Source organism: Bradyrhizobium sp. Pha-3, assembly GCF_042258325.1.
Lineage (GTDB): Bacteria > Pseudomonadota > Alphaproteobacteria > Rhizobiales > Xanthobacteraceae > Bradyrhizobium > Bradyrhizobium elkanii.
This window is the reverse complement of record NZ_CP170151.1, coordinates 7,459,355-7,476,007: the sequence shown is the minus strand read 5'-3', so window position 1 is coordinate 7,476,007 and position 16,653 is coordinate 7,459,355. Positions and strand designations below refer to the sequence as shown.

Here is a 16,653-nt window from a genome sequence, read left to right as displayed (position 1 = left end):
CGCCGGGGACGCGTCAATTTCGCTTTATTTGAACAGCGAAGTGTTCACCGGTGAACGGCACTTTCCGATAAGATCACCCATCCGCGCTGCCGTTTCATGAGGGATCCGCCATGAGCTTCCGCCGCGACTATGTGACGAAACCGATCTTCTCCTGGGCGCGTGGCGTGCTGCCGACGATGTCGGACACCGAGCGCGAGGCGCTGGAAGCCGGCGACGTCTGGTGGGACGCCGATCTGTTCACCGGCAATCCCGACTGGTCGAAATTGCTGGCGTTCGCGCCGGCCAGATTGACCGACGAAGAGCAAGCCTTCCTGCACGGTCCGGTCGACGAGCTCTGCAGGATGCTCGACGAGTGGAAGATCAACTGGGAATGGCGCGATCTGCCGCCCGAGGTCTGGGCCTTCATCAAGGCCAGGAAATTCTTCGGCATGATCATCCCCAAGGAATTCGGCGGCCTCGGCTTCTCGCCCTATGCGCATTCCGAAGTGGTGCGCAAGATCTCGTCGCGTTCGCTGACCGCGGCTGTCACCGTGATGGTGCCGAACTCGCTCGGACCGGGCGAACTCTTGATGCGCTTCGGCACCAAGGAGCAGCAGGACAAATGGCTGCCGCGCCTCGCCTCCGGCCAGGACATTCCATGTTTCGGCCTGACCAGCCCGGAGGCAGGGTCCGACGCCGCCTCGATGATCGACACCGGCATCATCTGCAAGGGCAATTTCGAAGGCCGCGAGGTGCTGGGCTTGAGGCTCAACTGGCACAAGCGCTACATCACGCTTGGCCCGGTCGCGACGCTGCTTGGGCTAGCGTTCAAGGCCTATGATCCCGATCACCTCGTCGGCTGCGAGGAAGAGCTCGGCATCACCGTCGCGCTGATCCCGACCCATCTGCCCGGCGTCTCGATCGGCCACCGCCATCTGCCGGCGATGCAGGTGTTCCAGAACGGCCCGAACTGGGGCCGCGACGTCTTCATCCCGCTCGACTACATCATCGGCGGCCAGGAGCGGCTCGGCCAGGGCTGGAAGATGCTGATGACGGCGCTCGCCGCCGGCCGCGGCATCTCGCTGCCGTCGCTGTCGGCGGCCGGCGCTGCCTATGCCGCGCGCACCACCGGCGCCTATGCCCGCATCCGCGAGCAGTTCGGCATCTCGATCTCGAAATTCGAGGGCATCGAGGAGCCGCTCGCGCGTATCGCCGGCACGGCCTATCTGCTCGACGCCGCGCGGCGGCTGACCTGTGCGGCACTGAACGAGGGGCATCATCCCGCCGTCATCTCCGGGATCATGAAGCTGCACGCCACCGAGCGGATGCGGATCGCGATCGACGACGCCATGGACATCCATGGCGGCAAGGCCGTGATCGACGGGCCGCAGAATTATCTCGGCGGGCTCTACCGTTCGGTGCCGGTCGGCATCACGGTCGAGGGCGCCAACATCCTGACCCGCAATCTGATCGTGTTCGGGCAGGGCGCGATCCGCGCGCATCCCTATCTGTTGCAGGAGATGAACGCGCTCGGCGAGCCCGATCGCGACAAGGGCCTCACCGCGTTCGACACCGCGTTCTGGAAACATGTCGGCCACAGCTTTGCGACCATGTTCCGCGCTTGGGGCCGCAGCTGGAGCTTCGGCCTGTTCGCGCCGGCGCCGGATGCCGGTGACGCAACCGAGTTCTATCGCCAGCTCTCGCGCTATTCGTCGGCATTCGCGCTGAGCGCCGACATGGCATTGCTTACCCTCGGCGGCGCGCTGAAGCGCAAGGAGATGCTCTCGGCGCGCTTCGGCGACATCCTGTCCGAGCTGTATTTGCTCTCCGCGGCGTTGAAGCGCTGGCAGGACGAGGGCCGGCAGAAGGAGGATATTCCCGCGCTCCAATGGTGCATGGCATCCGGCTTCAAGACCATCGAGAACCGCTTTGCGGAAATCTTCGCCAATCTGCCGAACCGCCCGGTGGCTTGGCTGCTGAAATTCCTGATCCAGCCGTTCGGCGCCCGCGTCACCGGCCCGTCCGATCGCGTCGTGCAGCAATGCGCACAGCTCGTGCTGTCGCCGTCGGTTGCGCGCGATCGCCTGACGCCGGACCTCGCCTTTGTCGAGGATGACGGCGGCATCGCGCGGCTGGAGAAGGCCTTCCGCCTCGTCACCGAAGCCGAGGACGCCGCCAAGCAGCTACGCGCGGCGCGACTGCACGACTGGAAGGAGGCGGTCAAGAAGGGCGTCATCACCGAGGCCGACGGCGAGAAGCTCGCCGCCGCCCATGAGGCCGTCGCCAAAGTCATCGAGGTTGATGATTTTGCGCCGGAGGCGCTGTCCCCGATTTACAAGAAATCCGCCGACGTGCATCAGTTCTTCCAGGAGCTTGGTGAGCAGAGGGCGGCGAGCTGATGGCGCGACCAGTCTTTATTGTCGACGGCAGCCGGACGCCGTTCCTGAAGGCGCGCTCCGGTCCCGGCCCGTTCACCCCGGTCGATCTCGCCGTGCAATGCGGCCGGCCGCTGCTGGCACGGCAGCCGTTCGCGCCCACCGCCTTCGACCAGGTGATCCTCGGTTGCGTCAACGTGATCGCCGATGAGATGAACCCGGCACGCGTTGCGGCGCTTAGGCTCGGCATGGGCGAAGAGATGGTCGCCTTCACGGTGCAGATCAATTGCGGTTCCGGCATGCAGTCGATCGACACCGGCTACCGCTATATCCGCGAGGGGACCTCCGACCTGATCCTCGCCGGCGGTGCCGAGGCGTTGAGCCACGCACCGCTGGTCTGGCCCAATTCCGGCGTGCGCTGGTTTGCCGGCTTTGCCGGCGCCAAGGGACTAGGTGCCAAGATCGCCGCGGCGCTGAAGGTGAAGCCGAGCTACTTCAAGCCGATCATCGGCCTCGAGCGCGGGCTGACCGACCCGATCACCGAGCTCAACATGGGGCAGACCGCCGAGAAGGTCGGCCATCTCTTCGGCATTACGCGCGCACAGTCCGATGCATATGCCGCCGAGAGCCATCAGCGGCTGGCCAACGCGCAGAAGCAAGGATTTCTCAAGGGCGAGGTCGAGACCGCGTTCTCCCGCGACGGCAAGTTCTACGACCATGACGACGGCGTCCGCCCGGACTCGACGCCCGAAACCCTGGCAAAGCTGAAGCCGGTGTTCGAGCGTCCCTGGGGCCAGGTCACCGCCGGCAATTCGTCGCAGATCACCGACGGCGCCTCCTGGGTGATCCTGGCGTCCGAGACGGCGGTGGCCAAGCACGGGCTGACGCCGAAGGCGGTCATCCTCGACAGCCAATGGTCTGCGCTCGATCCCTCGATCATGGGCCTCGGCCCGGTGCTGTCGGCGAGCGCGATGCTCAAGCGCAACGCCATGACCTTGCAGAACGTCGAGACCTGGGAGCTCAACGAGGCCTTCGCCACCCAGGTGCTCGGCTGCCTCGCGGCGTGGAACGACGAGACATTCTGCCGCGAAATCCTCGGGCTCGACGGCGCGGCCGGCGAGATCGACCGCGCCAAGCTCAACGTCGACGGCGGCGCGATTAGCCTCGGCCATCCCGTGGGCACCAGCGGCAACCGCATCGTGCTGCATCTGGTCAATGCGATGAAGCGGCTCGGCACCAGGCGCGGCGTCGCCACCGAATGCATCGGTGGCGGGCAGGGCGGTGCGATGTTGATAGAGACGGTGTGATCATGGATTCACGGATCATGGACGTTCTCGCCGATCGCGTGCTCGAACTTGGGCCGAAACCTGCCGCCGACAGCCCCTACAGGAATTTCAAGCTGACGCGCGATGACGACGGCATTGCCTGGCTGCTGTTCGATCGCGCCGGTGCCAGCGCCAACACGCTGTCGGCCGATCTGCTCGAAGAGCTCGACGCTGTCGTCGCGGCGCTGGAGAACAAGCGGCCGACCGGCCTCGTGGTGCGCTCGGCTAAGCCAAGCGGCTTCATCGCCGGCGCCGACGTCAATGAGTTTCGCGGCGCCAGCGACTCCAGCACGGTCGAGACCGCGATCGGTCGCGCCCATGCGGTGATCGACCGGCTCGAGGCGCTGCGCGTGCCCTCGGTCGCCGTCATCCACGGCTTCTGCCTCGGCGGCGGCCTCGAGGTCGCGCTGGCCTGCCAGATGCGGATCGCGATCGACGACGCGCGGTTCGGCTTCCCCGAGGTGATGCTCGGCCTGCATCCTGGCCTCGGCGGCACCGTGCGCTTCACCGAGCTGGTCAACCCGATGCAGGCGATGACCCTGATGCTGACCGGCAAGACCATCGACGCGCGCCGCGCCAGATCGCTCGGCCTGGTCGACGCCGTCACCCAGGAGCGCCATGTCCGCAACGCGGTGAAGGATGCGGTGTTCGGCCGGCTGAAACGCGCCAGGCCGGGCGCGCTCAACTCGATCCTCAATCTTGGTCCGGTCAGGGGCTTCCTCGCCTCGCGGATGCGCAGCGAGGCCGGGAAGGCAGCGCCGCGCAAGCATTACCCGGCGCCCTATGCGCTGATCGATCTGTGGGAGAAGCACGCCGGCAACCGCGCGGCGATGCTGAATGCGGAGAAGGCCTCGTTCGCCAATCTGATGGTGACGCCGACTGCGCAGAACCTGATCCGGGTGTTCTTCCTGCGCGAGCAGATGAAGAAGCTGGCGGGCAGCGGCAACAAGGTTGCGCATGTCCATGTCATCGGCGCCGGCGCGATGGGCGGCGATATCGCGGCGTGGTGCGCCAACCAGGACATGCGGGTGACCTTGGCCGACATGAAGGCCGTGCCGATCGCGGGCGCGATGAAGCGCGCCGCGGAGCTATACGGCAAGATCATGCGCAAGCGGATCGACCAGCGCGACGCGCTCGACCGCCTGATTCCCGACATGGACGGCGAGGGCGTCCGCAATGCCGATCTGATCATCGAGGCGGTGCCGGAAAAGCTCGAGCTGAAGCAGAAGGTCTATGCCTCCCTCGAGCCGAAGATGAAGCCCGGCGCGATCCTCGCCACCAACACCTCGAGCATCCCGCTGCAGGATCTGCGCACCACGCTGGCACGGCCGGAGCGGCTGCTCGGCCTGCACTTCTTCAACCCGGTGTCGCGGCTGCAACTCGTAGAGCTCGTCAGCCATGACGGCACCGATGCGGAGATGCTCAAGGAGGCGCTCGCCTTCGTCGGCGCCATCGACCGCCTGCCGCTGCCGGTGAAGAGCTCGCCGGGCTTCCTCGTCAACCGCGCGCTGACGCCCTACATGCTGGAAGCGATGATGATGCTGGACGAGAAGATCGACCAGCGCCTGATCGACGCGGCCGCGGTCGAGTTCGGCATGCCGATGGGGCCGATCGAACTTGCTGACCAGGTTGGCCTCGATATCTGCCTCGATGTCGGCGACATGCTGCGGTCGAAGTTCGGCGACATGCTGCCGCCGACGCCTGCGTGGTTGCGCGAAAAAGTCGCCAGGGGCGAGCTCGGCCGCAAGACCGGCAAGGGCTTCTACACCTGGAAGGACGGCAAGGCGGAGAAGGCGCCGCTGCCCGAGACCGGTCCTCGGGTGAGCGATGAGATGATCGACCGCCTGGTGCTGCCGATCTCGAATGTCTGCGTCGCCGCCTTGCGCGAGGGCATCGTCGACAATCCCGACATGGTCGACGGCGCGATGATCTTCGGCACCGGCTATGCCCCGTTCCGCGGCGGCCCGCTCAACTATGCGCGCAGCCGCGGCGTCGACAATGTGGTGTCGGCGATGCAGGCCTTGATGCGCAAGTTCGGCGGACGATTTGCGCCCGATCCCGGCTGGGAGGCCTTCAAGTGACCGATTCGCGAGTGACCGACACCCACGTTCACGCGCCGCTGAGCAGCGCCGCCGAGCCGAAGGGCGATCTCTGCATCCGCACGCTGGCGATGCCGGCAGACACCAATGCCAATGGCGACATCTTCGGCGGCTGGCTGCTCAGCCAGATGGATCTCGGCGGCGGCGTGTTCGCCTCCAAGGTGGCGAAGTCGCGCACCGTGACGGTCGCGATCGACGCGATGAACTTTCGCAAGGCGGTCAATGTCGGCGATCTCGTCTCCGTCCATGCCAATCTCGTGCGCATCGGCCGCACCTCGATCACGGTGCATCTCGAGGCTTGGGTGCTGCGCCGTCGCGAGCAGCAGTCGATCCTCGTGACCGACGGCAATTTCACCTATGTCTCGATCGACGAGCAGGGCCATCCGCAACCGATTCAGCGCGACGGCGCCACGATCGAGACCTGACATTCGTCGCGCCGGTACCGCTGATTCGGTGCGGGAGCAAACGCGTCGAAACTGAGTCCGGAGCGTGGTTTGATTGCAAAATGCATCGGATTCCAGCGCTTCGCCTCGCAAAATAACTGAGGAACAAACAGCCAGCGATTCCGTTGTCGGGCCGGAGTCAAACCGAGGCTGACAATGTCCGACAGTTACGTGATCGAAGTGAGTTCGCAGACGGCGGGTATCGTGGTGCGCGATACGCGTGGTTATCAGTTCTTTGCTGCATCGCACCTTTTCGACCGCCTTGAAGGCCAGATCTTCCGCAACGCCCGCGAGGCCGAGCGCGCGGCGCGCCGGCTGCTCACCGGTCAATCCGTGCAGCTGGCGTCGTAGAACACCTTTGCGCGATAGCGCGTGGCCCGGGCGAAGCGTCCACCTTCGCCCAGGCCTTCCCCGACCCGGCACTGCACGTTGACCTCCGTGCCGAACGGTCGCACCATGGGCGACTCGCCGTTTCAAGGGGGCCGCCGTGGCCGGACTCTCCCATCGCCAGACTGAAATCCTCAACATCGCGCGCGCGTTCGGCCGGGTCATGGTCGAAGACCTCGCCAAGCGATTCGAGGTGTCGGCGCAGACCATCCGCAAGGACCTTAACGATCTCTGCGACCAGCGCTCGCTGACCCGCATCCATGGCGGCGCGATTATCGCCTCGGGCGTCGAGAACCTCGCCTACGAGGCGCGTCGCTTCGTCGCCGCCGAGGAGAAGAAGGCGATCGGCGCTGCCGCGGCGGCACGGATTCCGAACGGCTGCTCGCTGTTCATCAATATCGGCACCACGACGGAAGAGGTCGCGAGCGCACTGACCTCGCATGAGGATCTGCTCGTCATCACCAACAACCTCAACGTCGCGATGCTGCTGTATCGCCATCCGCGCATCGAGGTGGTGGTGGCCGGCGGCACGGTGCGCCGCGCCGACGGCGCGGTGGTCGGCTCCACCGCGACGCAGCTGATCGGCCAGTTCAAGGTCGATTACGCCATCATCGGCGCATCGGCGATCGACGAGGAGGGCGCGCTGCTCGACTTCGACTATCGCGAGGTGCAGGTCGCGCAGGCGATCATCGCCAATGCGCGCAACGTCATGCTGGTCTCGGACTCGACCAAGCTCCGCCGCAGCGCGCCGGTGCGGATCGCCCATATGAGCCAGATCCAGACCTTCGTCACCGATTCACCGCTTCCTGCGGGCCTCGCCAATATCTGCCACAGCCGCGGTATCGAGGTGGTCGTCGCGATGGACAAGCCGCAAGTCGATCTCGACGACAACGGCGCCGACGCGGCACCCGCGACGCTGTGCAGCGCGCAAGGCGCTTGATCGCTCAAGTTTTAGCGAACCTGTTTCGGATGCCTTTCGGCTGCTGCTGTAGCCTGCCTGAGGTGGAGCGGTTCGTTGGTCAGCACGCAATTCAAGATCGTCACGGCATTGGGCATGGCGGCGATGTTCGGCATCGTCTCGTTTGCCCTTGGCTTTAACGTCGCATCCGTGTGCGCGACGGCGCTGGCCGGCGGTGTTTCTGCGCTTGTGGTCATGCTTGCGTTCGATGGTGAGACCCAGCCGCCATCGAAGAACGTCCGTGCCGACATCTTTCGCTTCGGCAGCGGGAGCCGCCCGGCCTGGCTTTCGGAACTGGAACAGCAGAACGGCCGTGGCAGGAAACTGCTTTACGGACTGTCGCGGATCTTCTTGTCGGGATCGCTGTGTCAGCGCATCGCGAGCGGAGCCTTCCTCGCGCAGTCGGCAATCGGCCTGGTGGCGATCGTCCTGTTCTGGCTTGGCCAGGCGATGGGCTTTGACGTGCGGCTGTTCGCAATCCCGTCGCTCGGCAGCCTGTTTGCGGATGGCATCCCGATGTCGGCTGAAGCAATCGCGGGGGTGAGGTTCGAGCACCTCTTCCTGCCGCTGGTCTCGCTCTACGCCGTCACGTTTTCCCTGGTCCTGATCGCATTGCTTGGCGATCTCGCGACCATCCTGCGCGACTGGCGAGAGCAGTGGAAGTATCTCACGATGCCGCTGTTCTGCTTTGCATTCTGGGCACTCCTGGCGCACCGAAAATCATCGGGATATAGCGCCCTGCAAGTCGCGCTCAGCGGCGGACACCTCTGGGCTTATGTCGCGATCTTCGTGTTCTTTCCGCTTTTCTTTCTCGTGCTGTCGGCGTCGCTGCCAGGCAATCGGGCGATCCGATGAACAGGGATCGCTCGATCGGGCGAATCTATCTCCGCTTCGCGCTCAAATGGTATGCGATCCTTTTCGTCGCTTCGTTGGTCTTCTACGTCCTGTTCGCCAGCGGTCACGCATTCGTCGCGTCGACCGGTGTGCTCTTGCTCGCCGTCTACTTTGTGCGCGACAGCCGAGCTTGCGCCAAACGGGTAGGCGGAGAAGTTCGCCGTACCTACGATCCCAAAAAGGCTCTGCCGGAATTGCGCGTCGGACGATCGCCACAGCGTCCCTGACCGTCCGCCACCGCCTTGCCTGGCGTCACGCCAAGCGTCGCTCGTCCCGTCCCCCCAAAAGCCCTGACCGCGAGCACTTCGCCCAAAAAATCCCCAGCGAAAGTTCCCCGTTTTCACTTTGCTTTCGTTTTTGGTTGTGATTTACTCCAATCCGAAAGTAAAACCGCCAAAGCGAAGGCGGTTGCCGGGGGAAGCGTTCTTTGGATCAGATTTACGACCTCGCCATCATTGGAGGCGGCGTTAATGGCTGCGGCATCGCGCGCGATGCGGCGGGCCGGGGTAACTCTGTTTTCCTCTGTGAAATGAATGACTTGGCCAGCGGGACGTCGTCCTGGTCGACCAAACTCGTGCATGGCGGTCTGCGCTACCTCGAATATTACGAGTTTCGTCTGGTGCGCGAGGCGCTGATCGAGCGCGAAATCCTCTGGCAGATCGCGCCCCACATCATTCGGCCGCTGCGTTTCGTTTTGCCACATCACGCCGGCCTGCGCCCGGCCTGGCTGCTGCGGCTCGGCCTGTTCCTCTACGACCACATCGGCGGCCGGCATTTGCTGCCGGCGACGCGCTCGGTCGATCTGACCCGCGACGTGGTCGGCAAGCCGCTGATCCGGGGCCGCTACACCAAGGGCTTCGAATATTCCGACTGCTTCGTCGACGACGCCCGGCTGGTTGCGCTGACGGCGCGCGATGCCGCCGATCGCGGTGCCGAGATCCGCACCCGCACCCGCGCAGTCGAGATCAGGCAGGTCGACGGCGTCTGGCACGTCACGGTCGAGGACAGCGTCACGGGTGCCCGCGACACGATCCAGTCACGCGTGCTGGTCAACGCGGGCGGTCCCTGGGTCGAACAGGTCCTGGCCTCGGGCGCCGGCGTCAACGCGCGCGCCAAGGTGCGCCTGGTGCAGGGCTCGCATATCGTGGTGCCGAAGCTCTACGACCACGACCGTGCCTACATCTTCCAGAATGCCGACGGCCGCATCATCTTCGTCATTCCCTATCAGGACGACTTCTCGCTGATCGGTACCACCGATCGCGACTATGACGGTGATCCGGCCAAGGTGAAGGCGACGCAGGAGGAGATCGAATATCTCTGCGCGTCCGCCAGCGCCTATCTCGCCAAGCCGGTGAAGCCCGAGGACGTGGTCTGGAATTACTCCGGTGTGCGTCCGCTCTATGACGACGGCGCGAGCGAAGCCAAGGCCGCAACCCGCGACTATGTGTTCGAGCTCGATACGCCCGGCGGTGCGCCGCTACTGTCGATCTATGGCGGCAAGATCACGACCTATCGCCGCCTCTCCGAAGAGGCGCTGGAGCGACTGTCGCCTTATCTCCGCGGCACAAAGGCGCAGGAGGGCTGGACCGGCAAGGCGCCGCTGCCCGGTGGCGACATGGATGTATCCGCGGTCGCGGCGCTGAGCGCCGAATTGATCCGCAACTATCCGTTTCTCGCGCAATCGCACGCCAATCGTCTCGCCCATGCCTATGGCACGCGCGCCAGCAAAGTCTTGGGCAACGCAACATCGACGGCCGATCTCGGCCGCTCCTTCGGCGCCACCTTGACGGAAAGCGAAGTCAGGTACCTGATGGCGAACGAATGGGCTCGGACTGCGGACGATGTCGTCTGGCGACGATCCAAGCTGGGCTTGCGGATGACGGCGGGTGAGATCGCCGCGCTCGACGAGTGGATGCTCGCCAACCGCGTGTCCGGTGAACGTCCCCTCCGCGAAGCGGGAGGACGGGCATGAGCGTCACACTGCAGAATGTCACGCGAACCGTGGATGGCATTCCGACCATCCGCGATGTGTCGCTGACGCTGGAGCGTGGCACGCTCAGCGTGCTGCTCGGGCCGACGCTGTCGGGCAAGACCTCGATCATGCGGCTGCTCGCCGGCCTCGACAAGCCGACCACCGGCCGCGTGCTGGTCGACGGCAAGGACGTCACCGGCGCCGACGTGCGGCAGCGTTCGGTCGCGATGGTCTATCAGCAGTTCATCAACTATCCCTCGCTGACGGTCTACGAGAACATCGCCTCGCCGTTGCGCGTGCAGGGCAAGCCGCGCGCCGAGATCGAGCGGCGGGTGGCGGAAGCGGCCAGCCTGTTGCGGCTCGAGCCGTTCCTGAAGCGCACGCCGCTGCAGCTCTCCGGCGGCCAGCAGCAGCGCACCGCGATTGCGCGGGCGCTGGTCAAGGGCGCCGACCTCGTGCTGCTCGACGAGCCGCTCGCCAATCTCGACTACAAGCTGCGCGAGGAGCTGCGCGCCGAGCTGCCGCGCATCTTCGAGGCCTCCGGCGCGATCTTCGTCTATGCCACCACCGAACCGTCGGAAGCGCTGCTGCTCGGCGGCGACACGGTCTGCATGTGGCAGGGCAAGGCGCTGCAAACCGGTGCGACGCCCAAGGTCTACCGCCATCCCGACACGCTGCGCGTCGCGCAGGTGTTTTCCGATCCGCCGCTCAACATCATCGGCATCGAGAAGAAGGGCGCGCAAGTGATCTATGCCGGCGGCGAGCAGGCGCCCGCGGCCGGCCTCTATGCCAACCTGCCCGATGGCCGCTACCGGACCGGCTTCCGCGCGCACCAGCTCGAGGTCGGGAATGTCGCGGCCGGCCGTCACAAATTTTCCGCCGCGGTGACGGTGACCGAGATCACCGGGTCGGAGAGCTTTGTGCACGTCCATGTCCACGGCTCGAACTGGGTTGCGGTGCTGCACGGCGTGCACGAATATGAACCCGGGCAGGTGCTCGACGCCGCGCTCGATCCCGACAACATCTTCGTGTTCGACGCGGCCGACCGCCTCGTCGCGTCGCCCGCGACCGCGTTTTCGGGCAACGTGCATCGCAGTGCGCGTGCGGCAAACGCGTCAGCCGGCAACGGCAAGTGAGGGAGATGCTCCATGGCCCGCATTGACCTCGTCGATCTCGCGCACTCCTACGGCGGCAACGACGCGCCGCAGGAATCCTTTGCACTGAAGCCGGTCACCATGACCTGGCGGCAGGGCGGCGCCTATGCGCTGCTCGGGCCGTCCGGTTGCGGCAAGACCACGCTGCTCAACCTGATCTCCGGCATCGTGACGCCGTCGCGGGGAAAGATTCTGTTCGACGGCCGCGACATCACGCCGCTGTCGACGCAAAAGCGCAACATCGCGCAGGTGTTCCAGTTCCCGGTGATCTACGACACCATGACGGTCGGCCAGAACCTGGCCTTCCCGCTGAAGAATCGCGGCGTCGCGAAGGCCGAGGTCGACGCACGGGTCAGGCAGATCGCCGATCTGCTCGACCTCACGCCCTATCTCAAACGCAAGGCGACGCGGCTCACCGCCGACGCCAAGCAGAAGATCTCGCTCGGCCGCGGCCTGGTGCGCTCCGACGTCGCGGCCGTCCTGTTCGACGAACCGCTGACGGTGATCGATCCCGAGCTGAAGTGGCAGCTTCGCTCCAAGCTGAAGGCGCTGCACCGCGAGCTCGACCTCACGATGATCTATGTCACCCACGACCAGACCGAGGCGCTGACCTTCGCCGACACCGTCGTCGTGATGCATGACGGCCGCGTGGTCCAGAGCGGCACGCCGGCCGAATTGTTCGACAAGCCGGCGCACACCTTCGTCGGGTATTTCATCGGCTCGCCCGGCATGAACATCGTGCCCGCCGAGGTCAGTGGTCACGAGGCGCGGATCGACGGCCATGTCATCGGCCTGCATCGAAACTATGGTGTGCTGCCGGCGGGCAAGAAGATCGAGATCGGCGTGCGGCCGGAATTCGTCGACGTCGCGGCGCCGGCGTCAGGGTTGCTGTCGGCCACCATCGAGCGGATCGACGATCTCGGCCGCATCCAGTTCGCCCGCGTGCGGGTCGGCGATACCAAATTCGCTGCGCGCGTGCCGCCGGGCTTCTCGGTCTCCGGCGACACCGCCGGGCTGATCTTCAATCCCGCGCATGTCCACGTTTATGCCGACAGCCATTTGGTGGAGGGGGTCGCCTGATGGACAAGACGATCAACCAAAAAGCCTGGTTCCTGGTGCTGCCGGTGTTCCTGGTGGTGGCGTTTTCGGCGGTGCTGCCGCTGATGACGGTCGTGAACTATTCGATGCAGGACACCTTCGGCAACAACCAGTTCTTCTGGAACGGCGTCGGCTGGTTCAAGGAGCTGCTCGATCCATCGACCGATCTCGGCGGCCGCTTCCTGGCCTCGCTCGGCCGCAACCTGTTCTTCTCTGCCGTGATCCTCGCGATCGAGGTGCCGCTCGGCATCATCGTCGCGCTGTCGATGCCGCGCGAGGGCTGGAGCGTCGCGGCCTGCCTCGTCATCCTCGCCTTGCCGCTGCTGATTCCGTGGAACGTGGTCGGCACCATCTGGCAGATCTTCGGCCGGCCCGATATCGGCCTGCTCGGCTATGTGCTGAACCACCTCGGCCTCAACTACAATTACGTGTCCAATGAGGTCGACGCCTGGGTCACGGTCATCGTGATGGACGTCTGGCACTGGACCAGCCTTGTCGCGCTGCTCTGCTATGCCGGCCTGAAGTCGATCCCCGACGCCTATTACCAGGCGGCGCAGATCGACGGCGCCTCGCGCTGGGCGGTGTTCAAGGCGATCCAGCTGCCGAAGATGAACCGCGTGCTGCTGATCGCGGTGCTGCTGCGCTTCATGGACAGTTTCATGATCTACACCGAGCCGTTCGTGGTCACCGGCGGCGGCCCCGGCAATTCGACGACCTTCGTCTCGATCGAGCTCGTCAAGATCGCGCTCGGCCAGTTCGACCTCGGCAAGGCCGCGGCGCTGTCGCTGGTCTACAATTTGATCATCCTGATCGTGTGCTGGGTGTTCTACACCGTGATGGTCAATGCCGGCTCCGAGCGTCCGGCCAAGGAAGGAGCGGCGTGATGCATTCGATCCCCGGCCGCCGCCTGATCATGGCGCTGTTCCTGATCTTCCTGCTGTTGCCGATCTACTGGCTCGTCAACATGAGCTTCAAGACCAACGCCGAGATCGTCTCGACGATGACGCTGTGGCCGCACACGCCGACGCTGCAGCACTACAAGCGTATCTTCACCGACGAGAGCTGGTATTCGGGCTACATCAATTCGCTCGAATACGTCGTGCTCAACACCATCATCTCGATCGCGGTGGCGTTGCCGGCGGCCTACGCGTTCTCGCGCTATCGCTTCCTCGGCGACAAGCATCTGTTCTTCTGGCTGCTGTCGAACCGCATGGCGCCGGCGGCGGTCTACGCGCTGCCGTTCTTCAACCTCTATTCGGCGATTGGCCTGTTCGATACGCCGTGGGCGGTCGCACTCGCGCACTGCATCTTCAACGTGCCGCTGGCGGTGTGGATCCTCGAAGGCTTCGTCTCCGGCGTGCCGCGCGAGATCGACGAGACCGCCTTCCTCGACGGCTATTCGTTCCCGCGCTTCTTCATCAAGATCCTGGTGCCGCTGATCGCGAGCGGCATCGGCGTCGCCGCCTTCTTCTGCTTCATGTTCTCGTGGGTCGAGCTGCTGCTGGCGCGCACGCTGACCTCGGTGCAGGCCAAGCCGATCGCGGCGATCATGACGCGCACGGTCTCGGCGGCCGGCATGGACTGGGGTCTGCTCGCCGCCGCCGGCGTGCTCACCATCATTCCGGGCGCGTTGGTGATCTGGTTCGTCCGCAACTACATCGCGCGCGGCTTCGCGCTCGGCCGGGTCTAGGAGGCGATCATGGAATCCATCGCATGGATGGCCTGGACGCTGCCGACCGCGATCTTCTTCGCGCTGCTGGCCTCGACGCTCGGCGTGATGACCTGGCTCGCGGCTGTTTATCCCGAGGCCGAGCGGGTCGGCGTGCTGCGCATCCCGACCACGCGCGGCGATCGTTTGTTCATTTCGCTGGTGCTGGCGGCGGTGATCCACCTGGTGTGGATCGGCCTGGTCGGCACCGATCCGATCCTCACCCTGCCGATCGGCGAGGGTGTGGAAATTTCGAGCCTGTGGCTCGCAACGCTGATTTCGCTTCTTTCAGCCGTGGCGATCTTTCGCACCGTCTGACGAAAGCGAAGAAGAGCAGATCCGGGGTCAACCCGGGCCTGGGGTTTTGTTTGTCGCTGCAACCGGAGGAATCATAATGCGACATTTGAGAACGACAAAGGATAGTCTTTTGACTATGACCAGCGCCGCCGCGCTGATCGCGGCCTCGCTTGCGGTCGCCACGCCGGCCCGCGCCGCCGACGATGCCGTGATCCAGAAATGGATCGCGGAATTCCAGCCCTCGACGCTGTCGAAGGAAGACCAGAAGAAGGAGCTCGAGTGGTTCGCCAAGGCCGCCGAACCCTTCAAGGGCATGGAGATCAACGTCGTCTCGGAAACGATCACGACGCACGAATATGAATCGCAGACGCTGGCCAAGGCGTTCTCCGAACTGACCGGCATCAAGCTCAAGCACGACATCATCCAGGAAGGTGACGTCGTCGAGAAGCTGCAGACCCAGATGCAGTCGGGCAAGAACGTCTATGACGGCTGGATCAACGACTCCGACCTGATCGGCACCCACTTCCGTTACGGTCAGACCATCATCCTGTCGGACTACATGAAGGGTGAGGGCAAGGAGGTCACCGACCCGATGCTCGACGTCGACGACTTCATCGGCAAGTCGTTCACCACGGCGCCGGACGGCAAGCTCTACCAGCTGCCCGACCAGCAGTTCGCGAACCTCTATTGGTTCCGCTACGACTGGTTCACCAACCCCGAGTACAAGGCCAAGTTCAAGGCCAAGTATGGCTACGAGCTCGGCGTGCCCGTGAACTGGTCGGCCTATGAAGACATCGCCGAGTTCTTCACCAACGACATCAAGGAGATCAACGGCGTCAAGGTCTACGGCCATATGGACTATGGCAAGAAGGATCCCTCGCTCGGCTGGCGGTTCACCGACGCTTGGCTGTCGATGGCCGGCAACGGCGACAAGGGCATCCCGAACGGCCTGCCGGTCGACGAGTGGGGCATCCGCATGGAAGGCTGCCGTCCGGTCGGCTCCTCGGTCGAGCGCGGTGGCGACACCAACGGCCCGGCCGCGGTCTACTCGATCACCAAATATCTCGACTGGCTGAAGAAGTATGCCCCGCCGCAGGCCCAGGGCATGACCTTCTCGGAAGCAGGTCCCGTGCCGGCGCAGGGCAACATCGCCCAGCAGATGTTCTGGTACACCGCCTTCACCGCCGACATGGTGAAGCCGGGCATCGCCGTGATGAACGCGGACGGTACGCCGAAGTGGCGTATGGCTCCGTCGCCGCACGGCGCTTACTGGAAGGAAGGCATGAAGCTCGGCTATCAGGACGCCGGCTCCGTGACGCTGTTGAAGTCGACCCCGCCGGATCGCCGCAAGGCAGCTTGGCTCTATCTGCAGTTCATCATCTCGAAGTCGGTGTCGCTGAAGAAGAGCCATGTCGGTCTCACCTTCATCCGTGAGTCCGATATCTGGGACAAGTCGTTCACCGAGCGTGCGCCGAAGCTCGGCGGCCTGATCGAGTTCTACCGCTCGCCCGCGCGCGTGCAGTGGACCCCGACCGGCAACAACGTGCCCGACTATCCGAAGCTCGCGCAGCTGTGGTGGCAGAACATCGGCGATGCGTCGTCCGGTACCAAGACGCCGCAGCAGGCGATGGACGCGCTGGCCGCGGCCCAGGATTCGGTGATGGAGCGTCTTGAGAAGTCCGGTGTGCAGGGCGCCTGCGGACCGAAGCTGAACAAGAAGGAATCCGCCGAGTTCTGGTACAAGAAGGCCGAGAAGGACGGCACCATCGCTCCGCAGCGCAAGCTCGCGAACGAGAAGCCGAAGGGCGAGACGATCGACTACGACACGCTGATCAAGTCGTGGCCGGCCAACCCGCCGAAGCGCGCCGAAGCGAAGTAAGGCGTACCAGCCCACGCCATCCGAAGACGACGAAAGGCCGGGAGCGATCCCGGCCTTTTGGTTTTCTCCGCTGTCATCGCCCGGC

At 64.7% G+C, this 16,653-nt stretch carries 15 protein-coding genes; all 15 read left to right on the top strand.

From position 1 onward, the window contains the following. Positions 1-110 precede the first annotated feature (110 nt). The 15 genes from ACE10X_RS35680 to ACE10X_RS35610 all read left to right on the top strand — a co-directional run bounded on the left by ACE10X_RS35680 (position 111) and on the right by ACE10X_RS35610 (position 16,568). The gene (locus ACE10X_RS35680; RefSeq protein WP_375763512.1) at positions 111-2,378 is read left to right on the top strand and encodes an acyl-CoA dehydrogenase; all 2,268 of its coding nucleotides are present in this window, start codon (positions 111-113) and stop codon (positions 2,376-2,378) included. Then, positions 2,378-3,661 carry an acetyl-CoA C-acetyltransferase gene (locus tag ACE10X_RS35675; RefSeq protein WP_375763511.1) on the top strand — a complete coding sequence of 428 codons (1,284 nt, stop codon included), beginning with the start codon at positions 2,378-2,380 and terminating at the stop codon, positions 3,659-3,661. Before ACE10X_RS35680 ends, ACE10X_RS35675 begins: the two co-directional genes overlap by 1 nt. 2 nt (positions 3,662-3,663) lie before the next feature. Continuing rightward, positions 3,664-5,760 carry a 3-hydroxyacyl-CoA dehydrogenase NAD-binding domain-containing protein gene (locus tag ACE10X_RS35670; RefSeq protein ID WP_375763510.1) on the top strand — a complete coding sequence of 699 codons (2,097 nt, stop codon included), beginning with the start codon at positions 3,664-3,666 and terminating at the stop codon, positions 5,758-5,760. A gap of 11 nt (positions 5,761-5,771) precedes the next feature. Further along, a complete protein-coding gene (locus ACE10X_RS35665) occupies positions 5,772-6,203 on the top strand; it encodes an acyl-CoA thioesterase (protein WP_375764635.1) in 432 nt (143 codons plus the stop codon). 174 nt (positions 6,204-6,377) lie between these two features. Continuing rightward, positions 6,378-6,572, top strand: coding sequence for a hypothetical protein (locus ACE10X_RS35660; protein WP_375763509.1), 195 nt, complete (start codon positions 6,378-6,380; stop codon positions 6,570-6,572). A gap of 136 nt (positions 6,573-6,708) precedes the next feature. After that, entirely contained in the window at positions 6,709-7,548 is an 840-nt protein-coding gene (locus tag ACE10X_RS35655; protein ID WP_375763508.1) for a DeoR/GlpR family DNA-binding transcription regulator, read from the top strand. Positions 7,549-7,623: 75 nt separating this feature from the next. Then, positions 7,624-8,421: a hypothetical protein gene (locus tag ACE10X_RS35650; protein WP_375763507.1), complete on the top strand. Its 798-nt coding sequence runs from the start codon at positions 7,624-7,626 to the stop codon at positions 8,419-8,421. After that, a complete protein-coding gene (locus ACE10X_RS35645; RefSeq protein WP_375763506.1) occupies positions 8,418-8,687 on the top strand; it encodes a hypothetical protein in 270 nt (89 codons plus the stop codon). The genes ACE10X_RS35650 and ACE10X_RS35645 overlap by 4 nt, the downstream gene beginning before the upstream one ends. A 200-nt stretch (positions 8,688-8,887) precedes the next feature. Further along, on the top strand, positions 8,888-10,432 hold the full coding sequence (gene glpD / locus ACE10X_RS35640; RefSeq protein ID WP_375763505.1) for a glycerol-3-phosphate dehydrogenase: 1,545 nt from the start codon (positions 8,888-8,890) through the stop codon (positions 10,430-10,432). Further along, complete coding sequence (locus tag ACE10X_RS35635; RefSeq protein WP_018273400.1) at positions 10,429-11,568, top strand: ABC transporter ATP-binding protein; 1,140 nt, start codon at positions 10,429-10,431, stop codon at positions 11,566-11,568. Before glpD ends, ACE10X_RS35635 begins: the two co-directional genes overlap by 4 nt. Before the next feature lie 12 nt (positions 11,569-11,580). Next, entirely contained in the window at positions 11,581-12,666 is a 1,086-nt protein-coding gene (locus ACE10X_RS35630) for an ABC transporter ATP-binding protein (RefSeq protein WP_375763504.1), read from the top strand. Continuing rightward, entirely contained in the window at positions 12,666-13,568 is a 903-nt protein-coding gene (locus ACE10X_RS35625) for a carbohydrate ABC transporter permease (RefSeq protein WP_028338609.1), read from the top strand. The genes ACE10X_RS35630 and ACE10X_RS35625 overlap by 1 nt, the downstream gene beginning before the upstream one ends. Beyond that, positions 13,568-14,374 (top strand): carbohydrate ABC transporter permease, encoded by an 807-nt coding sequence (locus ACE10X_RS35620; protein ID WP_028333212.1) that lies wholly within the window; start codon positions 13,568-13,570, stop codon positions 14,372-14,374. The genes ACE10X_RS35625 and ACE10X_RS35620 overlap by 1 nt, the downstream gene beginning before the upstream one ends. A 9-nt stretch (positions 14,375-14,383) precedes the next feature. Further along, entirely contained in the window at positions 14,384-14,710 is a 327-nt protein-coding gene (locus ACE10X_RS35615) for a DUF2160 domain-containing protein (RefSeq protein ID WP_139864503.1), read from the top strand. 115 nt (positions 14,711-14,825) lie between these two features. Next, positions 14,826-16,568, top strand: coding sequence for an ABC transporter substrate-binding protein (locus ACE10X_RS35610; protein ID WP_038382516.1), 1,743 nt, complete (start codon positions 14,826-14,828; stop codon positions 16,566-16,568). Positions 16,569-16,653: the final 85 nt, after the last annotated feature.